The sequence below is a fragment of the Acinetobacter sp. CIP A162 genome (genome assembly GCF_000367905.1).
Lineage (GTDB): Bacteria > Pseudomonadota > Gammaproteobacteria > Pseudomonadales > Moraxellaceae > Acinetobacter > Acinetobacter lwoffii.
Window position 1 is genome coordinate 70,201 of record NZ_KB849159.1, and the last position, 17,099, is coordinate 87,299.

At 44.1% G+C, this 17,099-nt stretch carries 16 protein-coding genes; 9 read left to right on the plus strand and 7 right to left on the minus strand.

What is annotated here, in order from left to right:
* Positions 1 to 528: 528 nt before the first annotated feature.
* From F995_RS06705 to F995_RS06730, 6 genes are read left to right on the plus strand one after another with little or no spacing between them, the layout of a single operon-like run.
* Complete coding sequence (locus F995_RS06705) at positions 529 to 2,286, plus strand: ABC transporter substrate-binding protein (RefSeq protein ID WP_004646086.1); 1,758 nt, start codon at positions 529 to 531, stop codon at positions 2,284 to 2,286.
* A 22-nt stretch (positions 2,287 to 2,308) separates the two neighbouring features.
* Entirely contained in the window at positions 2,309 to 4,111 is a 1,803-nt protein-coding gene (locus F995_RS06710; RefSeq protein WP_004646087.1) for an ABC transporter substrate-binding protein, read from the plus strand.
* A gap of 20 nt (positions 4,112 to 4,131) precedes the next feature.
* A complete protein-coding gene (locus F995_RS06715; protein ID WP_004646088.1) occupies positions 4,132 to 6,138 on the plus strand; it encodes a M3 family metallopeptidase in 2,007 nt (668 codons plus the stop codon).
* Between the two features lie 12 nt (positions 6,139 to 6,150).
* Positions 6,151 to 7,089, plus strand: a complete 939-nt coding sequence (locus F995_RS06720) for an ABC transporter permease (protein WP_004646089.1) — start codon at positions 6,151 to 6,153, stop codon at positions 7,087 to 7,089.
* 7 nt (positions 7,090 to 7,096) lie between these two features.
* Positions 7,097 to 8,248, plus strand: coding sequence for an ABC transporter permease (locus F995_RS06725; RefSeq protein ID WP_004646090.1), 1,152 nt, complete (start codon positions 7,097 to 7,099; stop codon positions 8,246 to 8,248).
* A gap of 10 nt (positions 8,249 to 8,258) precedes the next feature.
* The gene (locus F995_RS06730) at positions 8,259 to 9,995 is read left to right on the plus strand and encodes an ABC transporter ATP-binding protein (RefSeq protein ID WP_004646091.1); all 1,737 of its coding nucleotides are present in this window, start codon (positions 8,259 to 8,261) and stop codon (positions 9,993 to 9,995) included.
* Positions 9,996 to 10,051: 56 nt separating this feature from the next.
* On the opposite strand, the gene rluB is transcribed toward F995_RS06730, so the two are convergent.
* Genes rluB through F995_RS06745 form a run of 3 tightly spaced genes read right to left on the minus strand, consistent with a single transcriptional unit; the run spans position 10,052 to position 12,527 of the window.
* The gene (gene rluB, locus F995_RS06735; RefSeq protein ID WP_004646093.1) at positions 10,052 to 11,104 is read right to left on the minus strand and encodes a 23S rRNA pseudouridine(2605) synthase RluB; all 1,053 of its coding nucleotides are present in this window, start codon (positions 11,102 to 11,104) and stop codon (positions 10,052 to 10,054) included.
* A 41-nt stretch (positions 11,105 to 11,145) separates the two neighbouring features.
* Positions 11,146 to 11,736, minus strand: coding sequence for an SMC-Scp complex subunit ScpB (scpB, locus tag F995_RS06740; RefSeq protein ID WP_004646094.1), 591 nt, complete (start codon positions 11,734 to 11,736; stop codon positions 11,146 to 11,148).
* Positions 11,733 to 12,527: a segregation and condensation protein A gene (locus tag F995_RS06745; RefSeq protein ID WP_004279221.1), complete on the minus strand. Its 795-nt coding sequence runs from the start codon at positions 12,525 to 12,527 to the stop codon at positions 11,733 to 11,735. The genes scpB and F995_RS06745 overlap by 4 nt, the downstream gene beginning before the upstream one ends.
* 503 nt (positions 12,528 to 13,030) lie before the next feature.
* Between F995_RS06745 and F995_RS06750 the strand changes: the two genes are divergently transcribed.
* Positions 13,031 to 13,510, plus strand: coding sequence for a hypothetical protein (locus F995_RS06750; RefSeq protein ID WP_004279222.1), 480 nt, complete (start codon positions 13,031 to 13,033; stop codon positions 13,508 to 13,510).
* 81 nt (positions 13,511 to 13,591) lie between these two features.
* On the opposite strand, the gene F995_RS06755 is transcribed toward F995_RS06750, so the two are convergent.
* The 4 genes from F995_RS06755 to F995_RS06770 all read right to left on the minus strand — a co-directional run bounded on the left by F995_RS06755 (position 13,592) and on the right by F995_RS06770 (position 16,149).
* Positions 13,592 to 13,876, minus strand: coding sequence for a hypothetical protein (locus tag F995_RS06755; RefSeq protein ID WP_004279223.1), 285 nt, complete (start codon positions 13,874 to 13,876; stop codon positions 13,592 to 13,594).
* Positions 13,877 to 13,921: 45 nt separating this feature from the next.
* A complete protein-coding gene (locus F995_RS06760) occupies positions 13,922 to 14,539 on the minus strand; it encodes an L-threonylcarbamoyladenylate synthase (protein WP_004646095.1) in 618 nt (205 codons plus the stop codon).
* 118 nt (positions 14,540 to 14,657) lie between these two features.
* A complete protein-coding gene (locus F995_RS06765; protein ID WP_004646096.1) occupies positions 14,658 to 15,404 on the minus strand; it encodes an IS5-like element ISAba31 family transposase in 747 nt (248 codons plus the stop codon).
* Between the two features lie 82 nt (positions 15,405 to 15,486).
* Positions 15,487 to 16,149 (minus strand): elongation factor P hydroxylase, encoded by a 663-nt coding sequence (locus tag F995_RS06770; RefSeq protein WP_004646097.1) that lies wholly within the window; start codon positions 16,147 to 16,149, stop codon positions 15,487 to 15,489.
* Positions 16,150 to 16,246: 97 nt separating this feature from the next.
* Here F995_RS06770 and F995_RS06775 point away from each other — a divergent pair, with 97 nt between their 5' ends.
* Both F995_RS06775 and rpmF read left to right on the plus strand, forming a co-directional pair.
* Positions 16,247 to 16,804, plus strand: a complete 558-nt coding sequence (locus F995_RS06775) for a YceD family protein (RefSeq protein WP_004279226.1) — start codon at positions 16,247 to 16,249, stop codon at positions 16,802 to 16,804.
* Between the two features lie 77 nt (positions 16,805 to 16,881).
* Positions 16,882 to 17,064 (plus strand): 50S ribosomal protein L32, encoded by a 183-nt coding sequence (gene rpmF / locus F995_RS06780; RefSeq protein WP_004279227.1) that lies wholly within the window; start codon positions 16,882 to 16,884, stop codon positions 17,062 to 17,064.
* Positions 17,065 to 17,099 lie beyond the last annotated feature (35 nt).

A 17,099-nucleotide genomic window follows, 5' to 3' on the forward strand; every position in this document is an offset into this window, starting at 1 on the left:
TATAGGAAACCATGAGAAAGTAAAAAATAAATATTTAATGAATAAGAAAGGAATCTAAAACTGAAAGAGAAATTGAATAAAGTTTAATCATGGTGCATAATTTTTACATAAAATATATAATATTTTTTTAAAATAAATTATTTATAATACAAGTACTTGTGTTTATTTATTGTTTACCTAAAGGTATACAATAGTGCAATAAGATGAAACAGGGTTGAGTTATTTTTGTGCGAAATGAACTTCAGTAAGAATTTTGAGGATAAAAATTTAATTAATGATTCATGGAAAATATTATGTTATTGATAATGTTTTAAATGATTAATAAAAATAAGCTTTTTTGAGTTAATAACAGGAAAAAAACGTTATTTTTTGAGGATGGCATGAAATTCGCTTTGTTCAGTTTATTCCATCTGTCCAGCTTTGACCCATCCATTGAAGCAAATATGGGATGATGTGTTAAAGACTTCCTATAGCAATAAAACTTCAAGATCAAGAATAGGTACAAATTTGAAATCAGCATTTTTCAGTATGACAATTTTGGCCTTGGCCATGACTACGGGGCAAGCCTCCTGGGCAAAATCATCTGCACATCCGGATAAAGTTTTAAACTTGGCTTTCGAAGCACCTGATGATGGTTTTGATATGGTCAAAACCTATAATTTTTATAGTGGTAGCGTTGCTGAAGCTATTTTTGAGCCTTTGTTGCGTTATGACTATCTGGCCCGGCCTGCAATTTTGGCCCCAAATACCGCCGAGTCTTTACCCGTGGTTGAACAGGATGGCAAAGTTTATACTTTTAAAATCAAGCCAGGAATTTATTTCAGTCCGGATCCGGCCTTTCAGGGCAAGAAGCGTGAACTGGTCGCCCGGGATTATATTTATTCCATGCAAAGGGTGATGGATCCAAAAAATCATTCACCTTCTTTTTCCTTTATTGAAGGCAAAATTCTTGGCGCAGATCAGGTCATCCAGCAGGCTAAAAAAACGGGTAAATTTAACTATGATGCTCCGATTGCCGGTTTAAAAGCTCTAGATAAATATACCTTACAAATTACCTTGACCCGTTCAGACCTGAATTTTCCTTACATTCTGGCCTATGTTGCTTTTAGTGGTACCGCACGGGAAGCGATCGAACATTATGGTCATCGGGCAGGTCAGCATCCGGTTGGAACAGGGGCGTATCAGTTACACAAATATGTGCCGCGTAGCCGTATTGAACTGACTGCCAACCCGAATTATCGCGGTTTTGTCTGGAACTTTAAGGGCGATGGTTCCGAATGGGATCAACGTATTGTCAAAGCCATGCAAGGCAAGCAGATGCCGCAAATTGGCAAGGTCAAAATCAGTATTATTGAAGAGGAACAGTCTCGCTGGCTGGCTTTAAAGTCTGGACAACTGGACTATGACAAACTCACTGCGAGCGGTGCCGAACAGGCACTGGAAAATAAGCAGCTGAAAAGTGAATACAAGAAAAAAGGCATCCTGCATTATCCGAATAAAGAACCGGAAATTACCTATACCATCATGAATATGCGTGATCCGTTAATTGGTGGAAATTCACTGGAAAAAATTGCCTTACGTCGTGCTCTTGCCTTGTCCTATAACCAGAAAGAAGCTATCCAGCAGCTGTACAAAGGTCATGCCGATAAAGCTGAAATGATTTTGCCAGAGGGAGTAGGTGGACATGACCCGACGTATAAAAGCAGTATTGCTTATAACCCATTACTGGCCAATAAACTGCTTGACCGCTTTGGTTATAAGAAAGGCGCTAATGGTTACCGTAGCTTGCCTGATGGCAAGCCTCTGATACTAAAAATGAATTCAACCAGCTCAAGCTCTTCGGTGATTTCTGCAGAATTATGGAAAAAAAATCTGGATGCGATCGGGGTGCGAATTGAGTTCAAGGTCAGTAATTTTGCTGACAATTTAAAAGAAGCCACCCAATGCAAGCATATGATGTGGGGTGGAGCCTGGATTGCGGACTATCCGGAAGGGGAAAACTTTGCCCAGTTACTGTATGGGCCAAATGCGCAGCAAGGCAACCTGAGTTGCTATACCTCCAAAACTTATGATGCACTGTACCAGACCGCGATGAAACTGCCGCCGCAGCAGCGGGCGCCATATTATGAGCAGATGAACCGTCAGATGGAGGCCGATAATCCATGGATTCTGCACAATACTCGTATACGTAACTGGTTGATTCATCCGCATGTACAGGGTTTTAAGGCCCATCCGGTGACCAGAGCAGTTTGGCAATATATGGATATTGAACCTGTTAAAAAATAACTTGAGAAGATTAAGAACCAGTATGAATGTGAATAAAAATACTTTAAAAAAACTGGCCAGTGGGGTGCTAATGGCTGGTTTGATGATGGCAGGGGGCGCGTCCACATGGGCTAGCAATCCTGCCAACCCGAATAAGGTTTTAAAAACAGTATTTCTGGCAGCTGAAACCGGTTTTGATCCGGGTTATATCCAGGACCGTTATTCAGCCAAAATTAATGCCGCGATTTTTGAAACCTTATTTACCTATGATTATCTGGCCTCGCCAGCAAAATTAGTGCCATTGACTGCGGTCAGTCTGCCTCAAGTGAGTGCGGATGGCCTGACTTATACCATCAAAATCAAAAAGGGTATTTATTTTGCCGATGATCCGGTCTTTGGCGGTAAAAAACGTGAACTGACTTCGTATGACTATGCTTATAGCTTGAAACGTCTACTGGACCCAAAGCTGCATTCACCGAACAGCTGGTTGCTGGATGGCCGAATTAAAGGGCTGGACGCATGGATGGCCCTAACCAAAAAGAATGGCAAAGCCTATGAAAATCCGTTTGAAGGTATTCAGACCCCAGACCGCTATACCTTGGTATTAAAGCTGAATAATCCGGATCAGAACTTTCCGATGTTGCTGGCACATGGGCCGGCCGCTGCAGTAGCTCGTGAAGTGATTGAAAAATATAAAGACAAGGCGGGTTGGGTCATGAATAGGCCAGTGGGAACTGGTCCTTATGTGCTCAGCCGCTGGACACCAGGCTCACGGATTATCTTAAAACCAAATCCAGCTTATCGTGGTTTTGTCTGGGACTTTAAAGCCAGTGGTGCAGAAGATCAGGCCATTGTAAAAGCCATGCAGGGCAAAAAAATGCCTCAAATCGGCACTATTGATGTGCGTGTTATTGAAGAAGCGCAATCCCGGATGCTGGCATTTAAGAAAAATGAACTGGACCTGCTCGAAATTGAGGGCGATATCGTCGTACAGGCCCTTGATGGCGATAAATTAAAGCCTGAGCTGGCACAGCAGGGGGTGAAGCTGTCACGTATTTTAGAGCCCTCCATTAGTTACCATTACTGGAATATGCAAAACCCGGTCGTGGGTGGTTTCGCGCCAGAAAAAATTGCCTTACGTCGTGCCATGGCGATGGCATTTTCTGTAGAAAACATGATCAATGTATTACTTAAGGGAGATGGAGCAAAACTGCACATGCCTATTCCCCCAGGAGTAGCAGGTTATTCACCGTCCTATAAAAGCAGTATTCCCTATTCAGTCAAAGCAGCCAACATGTTGCTCGACCGCTATAACTACAAGATCGGTGCAGATGGCTGGCGAAAGACGCCTGAAGGTAAACCTCTGGTGATTGAACTGATTACTGGGAATACCAGTCGGGGCCAGCAGCAGGGTGAATTCTGGAAAAAGACCCTGGACAGTATCCATATTCAGCTGACCAGTAAGGCCATGCCATTCGCTGAAGGCATCAAGCTGGAAAAGCAATGTAAAACCATGTTTAAGAGTTCTGCATGGATTGCCGATTATCCGGATGCTGACAACTTTATGCAGTTGTTCTATGGCAAGAATATCAATGTCACCAACAATGCCTGTTTCAAGCATCCTGAATTCGACCGTCTATACGAACAAACCCAGAGCATGCCGCCTGGACCGGAGCGTGATCTGCTCTACCGCAAAATGACCCGGATTCTGGAAGTCAACATGCCGACCTTGATGCTCTATAGCACCTACCGTAACGCTTTGACCCAACCCCAAATTATTGGACATAAGTCCCATCCGATTCTGTCTTCAGAATGGATGTATATCGATATTAATACGAAAAAGTAAGAAAAAATCTGGAGATGAATATGAAATCAAAATCTTTAAAATTAAGTACCTTATGTTTAATGATGATGGGGGGATATCAAGGTGTAGCGGCAGATACCCAAGTACAGCTGCTGCCATTATTCAAGGCTGCAGAAATTCCGTCTTTATGTGATGCCAGTCTGGCCTCGATGCAAAAAGATATCCAGATATTTGAAAATAAGAAAATTAAAAATAAAGCCAAGGCAGGGCCTTATCTGGCTGAATGGGATGAATTGCATGCCAAAGCCCGTGATTTCGGTGCAGCAGTGGGACTATATAGTAATGTCGATCCGGATCCTGCATTGCGTCAGGCAGCCGATGACTGTGAACTTAAAATCAGCAAATACCAGACCACCCTGTATCAGAATCCGAAACTGTATGGACAGTTCAAAAAACTGAAAGCCAGCGATCCGATTGATCAGAAATTTTTAGAAGATATTCTGGAGCAGTTTGAGAACACCGGGGTACAACTCAGTGCAGAAAAACAGAAACGACTGAAAGAAATTATTGAAGAAAGTACCAAACTGGGACAGGATTTTTCCAAAAATGTGCGGGATAACCCTGAAAAAGTTGAATTTACTCCAGCTGAAATGAAAGGCCTGCCAGAAAGTTACATCGCAAATTTAAAGAAAAATGAAAAGGGCAATTATCTGCTTGGCTTTGATTATCCGGAATATCAGCCTTTTATGGAGCTGGCAGAAAGTGATGAAGCACGCAAACGTTACCAGACCGCTTACACGCGTCGCGGGACTGAACAAAACCTGCAATTCATGAAAAAGGCCATTGATCTGCGTTATGAAATGGCACAACTTTTTGACAAGGAAAGCTATGCCCATTCTGCGCTTGAATTCCGCATGGCCAAAACTCCGGAAGCAGTGAACGGTTTTCTGGATGAGGTTTATGCCAAAGTTGCACCTCTAGAAAAGCAGGATGTAGAACAATTACGCCAGTTCAAGGCTGAAACTTTAAAAGTTCCACTAGAGAAAGCAGAAATTACACGCTGGAATCAGGGTTACTGGAGTGAAAAACTGCGTCAGGCCAAATACAAGGTAGACCAGGAAAAATTGCGGGATTATTTCCCGACAGAAGCATCGCAAAAATGGTTATTCGCTATTTCTTCGGAACTCTATGGCATTGAGTTCAAGCCGGTGAAAGTCAAGGCCTGGCATGATGAAGTGGAATATTATGCGGTACATGACAAGGCTACGGGCGAATTCCTGGGCGGATTATATGTTGATAAATACCCGCGTGAAGGCAAATATGGGCATGCAGCTGTCTGGGGAGCTTATGGCGGCAGTACCCTGAATCAGCGTCGTCCGGTATCGGTACTGGTGACCAATTTTAACCGTAAGGGCTTGAACAGCAATGAACTGGAAACCTTTGTGCATGAAATGGGTCATGCCTTGCACGGGATTCTTTCGAAGACCCGCTATACAGAACAGTCTGGTACCTCGGTAGAGCGTGACTTTGTAGAAGCACCATCACAGATGTATGAAGAGTGGGCACGCCGTCTGGAAACCTTGTCAAAAGTAGCAGATTACTGTGAGCCGGCATGTCCTCGGGTGGATGCTGCCATGACCGAGCGCTTAAAGAATGTGAAGAATTACGGCCGAGGCCTGCATTATGCCCGTCAGGCTTTATATGCCCAATATGATATGGCCTTGCATGGTAAAGATGCAAAAAACATTGAGCCTTTAAAACTCTGGCAGGATATGGAAGGTAAAACTGCCTTGGGTTATGTTAACGGTCAGCAGTTCCCGGGACAGTTCGGGCATCTGATGGGCGGCTATCAGGCAGGTTACTACAGCTATATGTGGTCTGAGGTCATTGCCCTGGATATGCTTTCCTCCTTTGGCGATCAGCTGATGGACAAGAAAGTCGGTGCGCATTATCGCAATACGGTCCTGGCTCAAGGTGGTCAAAAGCATGGCGAGCAAATGGTGAAAGACTTCTTGGGTCGTGATCCGGACAGCAAAGCTTTCTTTAATGAAATCTCTGGAAAAAATTAAGGAAGGCAAGCGATGCTGGCATATATTATTCGACGGCTTTGGCAAATGATCCCGACCATGCTCGGGGTGATTTTGCTGATTTTCCTGCTGTTTAACTGGGTAGGCGGAGACCCTGCCTATATTCTGGCCGGTAAAATGGCCAATGCGGAACAGATTGAAAACATCCGTCAGCAACTGGGTGTGGATCAACCGTATTACGTACAACTCTGGATCTTTATCAAGCAGATTTTAACCTTTGATTATGGGGTGAGCTGGAGTACCGGAGAATCGGTGGCACAGATTATCACCACCCGTTTGGGGCCCTCACTGACCATTCTGATTCCACTGACCATTCTGCAAACTATTATTTCTATCATTTTGGCTTTGGGTGTGGCTTCGGTTCGTGGTTCTTTGACAGATCGCATGATCATGATGCTGTGTACGATCGGTATGTCGATCAGTATTCTGGTTTACATCATCGTGTTCCAGTATTTCATGGCTTATGAACTGAGCTGGTTCCCGGTACAGGGTTGGAGTGATAATTTCGCTGACAACCTTTTCAAATATGCCTTGTTACCTGTGCTGATTATGTTGGTGGTCAGTATTGCACCAACACTACGCCTGTATCGTAGTTTTGTACTGGATGAAGTCAATCAGGACTATGTACGTACTGCGCGTGCCAAAGGCTTGGGTGAAAACCGTATCATGGGCGTGCATGTCTTGCGCAATGCCTCGATTCCGATTATTACCGATGTGATGGCAGGACTTCCGGCACTGCTGATCGGTGCTTTCCTGATCGAACGTTTTTTTGGTATTCCGGGAATTGGCCGTGAAGTTATTATTGCGGTAGAACGTTCCGATTTTCCTGTGATTAAAGCCATTACGGTCTATGTCGCTGCTGCGACCATGATATTCAACCTGATTGCCGATCTGATCTATAAATGGGTCGATCCGCGTGTACAGTTGAAGTAGGTGAATTATGCTGAGTGCGATATTTAAAAAAGAACAAGCGGCTGAAGCAGCACCTGAATCGGCTTCAACAGGATTATGGCAACTGGCCATGCGCCGTTTGAAACGTGACCGGATTGCCATGTTTTCCCTGTATGTGGTGCTGTTTTATCTGCTGCTGCTGGTACTGTCAATGAGCGGCCTGATTGCCAAAGACTGGAATAAAGAAGTGGCGGTCAGCTATGCACCGCCGAGTTTTATCAGTGCAGCGCCAGTTCCGGCTGTATCTGATACAGAGCAGGGCGCAGAATCTGTACCTCTACCAGTCAATCCAGTTGATCCTTTAAAAGATGTCATTGCTGAATTGAATGCTGAAATTGCTGCTGAGCAGGGTGCTGGTGCAGGCATCGATTATTATGGAGTGGTCGATCCGCTGGCAGAAGACATGAAGGCCATTAATCAGGAGCTCGGCGGCCAGCTGATGGATGAAAGTGGGGAACTCAAGCAAAGTCTGGTCTTCGGCGCCGATAAATGGGGACAGGATGTTTTACAGAAAACCATCAAGGGGGCTGAAACCTCGATTCTGGTTGGACTGATTGCAGCCTTTGTCGCTGTACTGATTGGAACTGCACTGGGTGCAATAGCAGGTTACTTTGGTGGCTGGGTCGATGATCTTCTCAACTGGTTTTATAATATCTTTACTTCGATTCCCTATCTGTTGCTGGTTTTGGCGATTGCCGCAGTGTTACAACAAAAAGGTATTTTATCAATCATCCTGATTTTAGGTCTGACTGGCTGGACCGGGGTCTTCCGTTTGGTTCGTGCCGAATACATGAAACATACGGCACGTGAATATGTGCTGGCTGCCAAGGCGATTGGCGTGAGCAATATGCGTCGTATGTTTGTCCATATTTTTCCCAATGTCAGCCATATTGCCCTAGTACAGATGTCTATTTTGGTGGTGGCATTTATCAAGTCTGAAGTCATTTTGAGCTTTCTTGGTTTCGGTGTGCCTATCGGGGTAGTGTCATGGGGCAGTATGCTAAATGAAGCGCAAAGCGAGCTGATTTTGGGTAAATGGTGGCAACTGGCGGCAGCCTCAATCGCCATGGCGGTATTGGTGACTGCTTTCTCGATGTTTACCGATGCACTCCGTGATGCATTAGATCCAAAACTGAAATAGGAGCGCAACGATGTCTGAAATCAATCCAAGCACAGCACCTGCGTTACTTCGCGTAGAAAATCTGCGAGTCAGTTTTAAAGGTGAAAATAAAGAATATATTGAGACCGTAAAAGGGGTTTCTTTCGAGATTCCGGCCAATACCACGGTTGCACTGGTAGGTGAATCGGGGAGTGGCAAGTCGGTTACTTCCCTCGCCACTATGGGCCTGCTTCCGGCAGAAAGCGCACGTATTTCAGAAGATAGCCAGATCATCTTTGAAGGGAAAAACCTGCTCAAGCTTAAAACCCGTGAAATGCGCCAGATGTGCGGCAAAGACATTGCCATGATTTTTCAGGAGCCGATGTCTTCGCTAAATCCGGTATTTACGGTAGGCATGCAGATTGCAGAAATCCTGCAACTACATTTGGGCATGAATAAAAAACAGGCACGTCAACGTACTCTGGAACTGCTCAAAGAAGTGGGTATCCCTACGCCAGAAACTAAAATCGATGCCTATCCGGGGCAGCTTTCCGGTGGACAGCAACAACGGGTCATGATTGCCATGGCCATTGCCTGTGAACCTAAACTGTTGATTGCAGATGAACCGACCACAGCTCTGGATGTGACTATTCAAAAGCAGATTCTGGACTTGCTGGAATCGCTGCGGCAACGTCGCCAGATGTCGATGCTGTTTATTACCCATGATTTAGCATTGGTTGGTGAAATTGCCGATCAGGTTATTGTGATGCGCCATGGGGAAATCCGTGAACAGGGTCCGGTTCGGGAGGTGCTGGACCGGCCTCAGGACATGTATACCAAAGCCTTGTTGCACTGCCGCCCGCAACTCTCGCAACGTCCGCTACGTTTGCCGATGATTAGTGATTTTATGAAACAGGATGGCTCAACCTGGCTGGAAGATATCCGCCTGAATACTCAGCTTCCGCAACGTTCACGTGGACTAAAAGGCGGAGAGGAAATTATTCTGGATGTACGGGATCTGAAAAAATCTTTTTATAGTCGTAAAGGACTGTTTGGCAAAGATGAGTTTCAAGCAGTAAAAGGAATTTCTTTCCAACTGGCCAAAGGCAAGACCTTGGGGCTGGTCGGGGAATCTGGTTCGGGTAAAACCACCATCGGTTTATTGCTGATGCGTCTGCAACAGGCTACGGGCGGTAAAGCACTGTTTCAGGGTCGGGATATTTTGGACATGTCGGAACAGGAATTTACGCAGTATCAACGTAAAATCCAGATCATTTTCCAGAATCCCTATGCTTCTCTAAATCCACGTTTTACTGTTGGACAAATCCTGATGGAACCGATGCAGATTCATAAAATTGGTCAGGATGATGCAGAGCGCAAACAAATGGCCTTGGATCTGTTGGAGCGGGTCAGCTTGCCTGCACAGGCTTTTTATCGTTACCCGCATGAGTTTTCAGGTGGTCAGCGTCAGCGAATTGCGATTGCACGTTGCCTGACCTTAAAACCCGAGATTTTGATCTGCGATGAATCGGTCTCGGCATTGGATGTCTCAGTACAGGCGCAGGTGCTGAATTTACTGCAAGATTTGCAGGATGAATTCGGACTCAGCTATATCTTTATTTCACATGATTTGTCGGTAGTGAAATATATTTCAGATCAGATCATGGTGCTGAATCATGGTGAATTGGTGGAAATCGCCAATTCAGATGAGTTGTATCAATCGCCACAGCATGAATATACCAAGCGTTTACTCGGTGCTATCCCGCAAGGGATTCCACAAAGTGCCTGATGCATAAGGCATAAAAAAAGTCAGGCAATGTGCCTGACTTTTTTTATTTATCTTAATTAAAACTTTTTAAAGCCTTTGTTGATACCATATGGACGACGCGGCGCATTTTCATCACGCTCTTCACGACGACCAAAGCCTTGATCCGGACGGTTTTCACGACGCACAAACTGAGTGCCATTCTGGTTTTCAGCTCTGTCACGACGACCATAAGCATTGTCATCACGACGCTCACGGCCAGTATTATTTTGTGGTTGCTCATCACTGTCACGACGTTGCTGACGCAAGAAACCGCCACGGCGTGCAGCCATCGGCTTGTCCTGCATACGTTCATTACGGCGTTTCGCCATACCAAACAAACCAGTACCTTGACGTGGTTTCAATTCCACAGCTTTGGTCAGGTTGTCGATATCGTTTTTATCCAGTTCAATCCAGCGACCGGTACGCAGTTCGCGTGGCAAAATCACAGTACCATAACGGGTACGCAGTAGACGGCTGACTTTCAGGCCTTGTGATTCAAAGATACGACGTACTTCACGGTTACGACCTTCTTTTACTACCACCTGGAACCAACGGTTGATCCCGTCACCACCGAGTTCAGAGAAAGATTCGAATTTTGCCGGACCATCGTCTAGCACCACGCCTTTGAGCATGTTGTTACGAATTTGTGGTGTAACTTCACCCATGACACGAACTGCATATTCACGTTCGATTTCATTCGATGGGTGCATCAAGCGATTCGCAAGTTCACCATCATTTGTGAATAAAAGCAGACCGGTCGAGTTAATATCCAGACGACCCACCATTACCCAGCGATCGCCCGGAATAGCAGGCAGCTGTTCAAATACAGTCGGACGGTTTTCAGGATCGCTACGTGAGCAGATCTCGCCTTCAGGCTTGTAGTAAATAATGACACGACGACGGATTTCGTCTTCAATCTGGAAGGCAACTTTACGACCATCGATGCGAAGCTCATCACCTGGTTCGATTCGTTCACCCACTTGGGCAATTTGCCCGTTGACACTTACACGACCCGCGGCAATGACTTCTTCCATATAACGGCGAGAACCCAAACCAACGCGTGCAAGCACCTTTTGCAACTTTTCACTCATGACAGCATAACCTTAGAAATAATTATCAACAGTTCACCTATTTATGACTTCGGTGCATTCGCATCGAGGGCCATAAAAGCTTCCTTGGCATCCTGCAGGGGAGGCAATTGGCCCAAACTATTCAGGCCAAACGCATTTAAAAATTGTGGCGTTGTCATTAACAACGCAGGTCTTCCAGGGAGTTCACGAAATCCAGACTCTTTAATCCAGTTCCAGTCAAACAGCGTACGCAAGTTTTGACTGTTATTCGTGACACCACGAATCTGTTCAATATCCGCTCGAGTCACTGGCTGGTGATAAGCAATCACAGCAAGTGTCTCCAGTAATGAAGGCGACAAGCGAGCCGGTCGCTCAGGCCAGGTCTGTGCAATAATATTACGATATTTTGCACGCACTTGAAAACGATAACCTTGTGCTGTTTCAATCAGTTCAATTGAACGGCCATGCATCAGCATGGAAAGTTGTTGTAAATACTGGCGTAATTCCTGCTTGCTATAGCGATCCTGAAAAGTTTCTTTCAGATGAGCCAATGAAACCGCGGAGTCGCTGGCAAAAATAATGGCTTCAAGCTGCATCAATACTTCATGCAGATTATCTTCTGCAGATAACAGCGTATTTTGATCGAGTGTCATTGACTGGCTCCTTGAATCGCGAGCGGGGCTTCAATACCTGTAGCAATAATCTGAATTTTTTGTTGTCGGGTCAGTTCCAGCACCGCCATAAAGGTTACCACCATACCCATACGGCCTTGGCTCGGTTTTAACAAGTCCTTAAAGCTGAGTATTGCGCCAGTTTCAATACAACTTTCAATATAGGCAATACGTTCTTCCAGCAGTACCGGTTCCTGTTGCACCTGATGAATCACCGGTTCAGGACGGTTAAATATACAAAGCAAGGCATCACGCAATAAATCGCTTGAATAGCCTTCATTCGGCTGCTGGATTTCGCCCAAACTGACGTTGGTGGTGAAAGTGTCACGTTCCAGAATCGGCATCTGGCCCAGACGTTCTGCTGCCTGTTTAATTCTTAAATAATTTTCTAAACGGTCAATCAGTTCTTGTTTTGGATCCTGTTCAATCGCAGTCAGGCTTTTCGGTTTCGGCAAAAGCAAACGTGATTTCAGATCTGCCAGTAAGGCCGCCATCACCATATAGTCGGCCGTCAGCTCGATATTCAGGGATTTCATCGCGTCCATATAAGACAAATACTGCGCTGCAATCGGCGCGATATCGACCTGTAACAGATCAAAACCGTTTTTTTGAATCAGGTAAATTAAAAAGTCGAGTGGGCCTTCAAAATGTTCTAATAAGATTTCAAATGCCGCTGGAGGAATGTACAGATCCTCTGGAATTGTATCCTGCCATTCATCCAGAACCCGAATGTGCGGAGCAGATTCCATAGTGTTATGGATAATTTGAGTCATTACAATTATAGGCCACGCGAATTTTCAAAGGCATGCAAAGGCTTGATTTTCGGTATCTGATCGAAAGAAAAGCACAGGATTAAGCATTGTCATTGTACTGGAAAAGTAACTTTAAATAAATTAAATAAGCCGTCAAAGCCATAAAAACTTAAAAAAATAATGGAATTTCTCTGCGATTTAAAAATAGTAACGAGAAGAATGGCAGAACCGGGCAGGAAATGATGTAGTGATTTTTACGTTAAATTGATTCTCATAATTAAGCATATCTGGTAGATGATGCCAGTTGACTCACTTAAAAACCCGATCAATACAGTGATTCTCATCAAAAGAAGAAATAAGCTAGCTGGCAGATATTGAATGATTTTTAAACGGATTTCCCATTAAAAAACATAAAATTAATAAGTATTAATAAAATATTTCCCTATGATTTTTGGTCAAAAATCTCGCTATACTCTCGAAGAATAGTCAAGAATCACAAAAATCAATAAAAAGGTGAAGAAAGCATGCCACTTATTCTGGTTGTTATTGGGATGATCGCATTCGGGGGATTTTGGGCTTATCCCAAATATCAGATTATGCAGCTTGAAGATGAAGCACGCACAGGACTGAAATCAGGCGGATTTTCAGCTTTTGCAGAACAGGCCCGACCTGTCATGCAGGCCATGAAAATGGATTTTAGTGTGCTGGACCAATATCCCAATATTCGTTTTTACATGCGGCATATGGCCTATGAGGGCGACCAGCTGGATGAGCGGATTAAACTGGATATGCAAGCCATGTCTTGTGAGTCGATCAATTCCTTTAAAGTCATGGAACCCAAAGCACGTACGGCGATGCTGAATGTACTGGAAGATGATCAGATCATTTTTCATGTGTATCTGAAAAATAAGCTGGGCGAGGAACTCATGCACCATGAACAGAAGCTATCGCAATGCCCAAATTTCATTGCAGTTCGTCATTATGAACGTAGTTCAGATTCCTAAACTGGTTTTGGCAACCATTGCATACCTGTCGAATTGAAAAGAATAGAACTGCAACCTCTCACCCTATGCTTTTTTAGATTTTCATGGTGAGGAATGATTGTATTCCTTGGTCGCAAATTCAATGATACGTTGGCAAGTCTCTGCCAGGCATACATTTTGGTTTGAATAGATCTGCAACAACTGTCTCGCTACAGCCAACGTCAGGAAAAATTGGTACTCAGTATGATCAATATTTACAGTGGGATGGGAAGGAAAATGTGCTTCGACCATGACTGCCTTGGATTGCAGTGTCCAAGGCAGTTCTGCATAGATTAAATCCTGTGCAGAAAATTCATGCTGATTTAGCAGGAGATAAAATAAATCCATTCATTTTGACTCCTTCAATGTTTGTAGGAAATTCTCAGACCTCATTTATTCAAAGGCGCTGACATCTCCCATACCACGACGAATCACTTCTGGATGATCACCAGATAAATCTACAATAGAGGTCGTGCTCAACGTGCCTAAACCACTATCTACAAAAACATCAATGCGTTTGCCCAGTTGCATTTCAATATCATAAGGATCATCGAGTGGGTCAGTCTGACCCGGTAAAATCAGGGTAGAGGTCAACAACGGTTCACCGAGTTCTTTCAGTAACATCTGACACACCGGATTATTCGGAATGCGTAGACCAATGGTTTTCTTTTTAGGATGCATCAAACGACGTGGAACTTCGCTGGTCGCAGGTAAAATAAAGGTGGTGATGGCCGGTGTATTATTTTTCAGCAAACGGTACATGGCATTGTCCACCTTGGCATAAGTGGCAATATCGGACAAATCACAGCACAGAATCGCATATTGATGCTTTGGGCCCAGACCACGAATTTGCGCAATCCGCTCCATGGCACTCTTGTTCCCAATCTGGCAACCAATCGCATAGGCAGCATCAGTGGGATAGACCACCACATCACCCGCACGGATACGTTCCACTGCCTGACTGATTAAGCGGGGTTGCGGATTGTCTGGGTGTACGCGTAAATGCAGCATAGAGACTACTCCAAGCTTGGGCTGATGGCTTATTATGTGGCGCTCAGGCAAGACCTGGCAATCATAAAAAAGGTAGATTTGTGTAGGGTCTGTTGACATTTACTGTTCATAATTAACCCTATAAAGGTAGCCATAAAAATATACAGGCTAAAGCAACAGAACTTTGATAATTTCTTTTGAGCTTGTCATATCGAGTAGCTATTCCTCTAAATTGCTTTAATCTACAAAACATATTTTCAACTAAATGCTTGATTTTATATAAATACCAGTCCATATGGTCATTGTTCGATTGGCTATTTGTTTTCTTTGGTATATTCGCTTTAGTCCCTGTTTTCCTGATCTGTTCACGCAGTGGTTCTGAATCATAGCCTTTATCTGCACATACCACTTTTGTCTCTTTTAAATCTAATGTTGATATTAAATCAGGTGCAACTTTAACATCATGTGTGGTTCCATCGGTAATCATGAAATCAATAGGATTGCCATGTGCATCAACAATCAAATGTATTTTTGAGGAGTTTCCTCCTACACTTTTAGAAATAGATTGATTCGCTATGCCGGCAGAATGTTGATGAGCACGTACATGAGAGCCATCAATAAAAATCCACTCCATATCGGGGCATGAGGCTAGTAATTTGAATAATCTAAGTAACTTACCGCTGCTTGACCAACGATTAAAACGTTTGAAAATAGAGTTTGAATGACCAAAACAGCAAGGAATATCTCGCCACGGACAGCCTGTTCTAATTCTATAGAGAATAGCTTCAATAAAATTGCGTAAATTTGAGTTGTGGTGAATGGATAAATTACGCAGAATAACTTTCAACTTTTGCCAGTGTTGATCTGTCAGCATGGTACGAGGCATAGCGAATAGTAAAATTGGGTTTGGCGATTTGATTTTACTACTTCGCTATTTTTTTAAGCTAAAAGTGTCAACACACCCTAATTTAATCAAGCATTTCACGTATAAATTCATCAGATTGTAAACTTTTGCCACCTCTGATGTAGATACAGATACATTGGATAAAGCGCGCTGCATCACGTGGAAGTTTGGCTGTACCATTAAAATAAGCCTGTACTTGAGCGTAGACATTATCTTTAAAGCTGGCGCCATCACCGCCGTCGCCAGTCAGATTGTCCAAAGAAACCCGGAATTTACGGCCAAAAGCCTGGGCAAACATCCATTCAATTGCCTGTGGCTTGATTTCGACCTGTTCAAACAAAGCCTGCTGTTCGCGGGTACGGCCATCCGGTGCATACCAGTAACCCAGATCAGGTAGCAGGCGGCGTTTGTCTCCGGCAATGGTCCAGTGGCTGATTTCATGCAGAGCACTATTAAAGAAACCATGCGCAAACTGGATCCGGGCAGGACAGTCTACGCTGGCAGGGAAATATTCTGGTTCAAATTCGCCGCGCACTAAAGTGACATTTAAATGGGAAAACCAGTGATTAAAGTGTAAGATGAGCCAGTCCACCTGCTGCGCTTCTGACGATAAATTCGCCCATGGCGAGAGTTGCACTTGTTGTGTTGAACTGTCAGAATCAAGGCTTGGAATTGTGCTAACGAGTGATGAAACATTCACTTCTGTTTGCGGCTGCAACAGATGCATGACTTGAGTTACCCAAATGGTCTGTCGAAATAAGTACAAAATTGTATCTTAATCTTTGACAGAGTACTGATGAATTTGTAGAATTGCCGCCTTAATTATGTCAGCAAATACCTTTCCGGCACAGATTGAGCCGTTTAAATGGGCTGAACAGGGCTTTAAATGGTCAGGTCAACTGCCTTTATCCCGCTTTGTTCGTATCGCTCGTGAAGCTGTTGGATCAATTGATGATCAATTGATTAACATAGACTGTAAGCTATCAATGGATGCCTATCATCGTATTGCATGGCTAGATGGTCACGTTGAAACAAAAGTTCCTATGGAATGCCAGCGTTGTCTGGAAACTGTAGAAATTGAACTGGTTTCATCGTTCCATTTAGCACTTGTGGATGATGAGTCACTGATAGAGCGCTTGGATGAGGATGCTGATTTCATCGTCCTAGGTGAAAGTGAAGCAACGACCAAAGGTGATTATGATGCACCGGCGACCGCTGATTTGCTCGCGCTGATAGAAGATGAACTGTTATTGTTGATGCCGTTGTCGCCTAAACATGAGTTTTGTGAACATAAGCATCAACCTGCCGTAGAAGAAGTGGCTGAAGAAAAACGGGACAACCCGTTTGAAGTTTTGGCTGCTTTGAAGGGTAAACTTAACTAATTTTTGTGTTATACTCTTGTGTATAAGACAATCGAATTTGTTCTGATCCATTTTTTCGATCTTTGTAAGGAGCCATCATGGCCGTTCAGCAAAACCGTAAAAGTCGCTCTCGCCGTGACATGCGCCGTTCACATGACGCTTTAACCGAGAATGCATTAACTGTAGACCAAGCTACTGGCGAGACTCACCGTCGTCACCACGTATCTAAAGATGGTATCTACCGTGGTCGTCAATTATTCGCTAAAGCATCTGCTGAATAATTGGTGATGTATTAAGCGTCAAGCTTAGTAGAAAA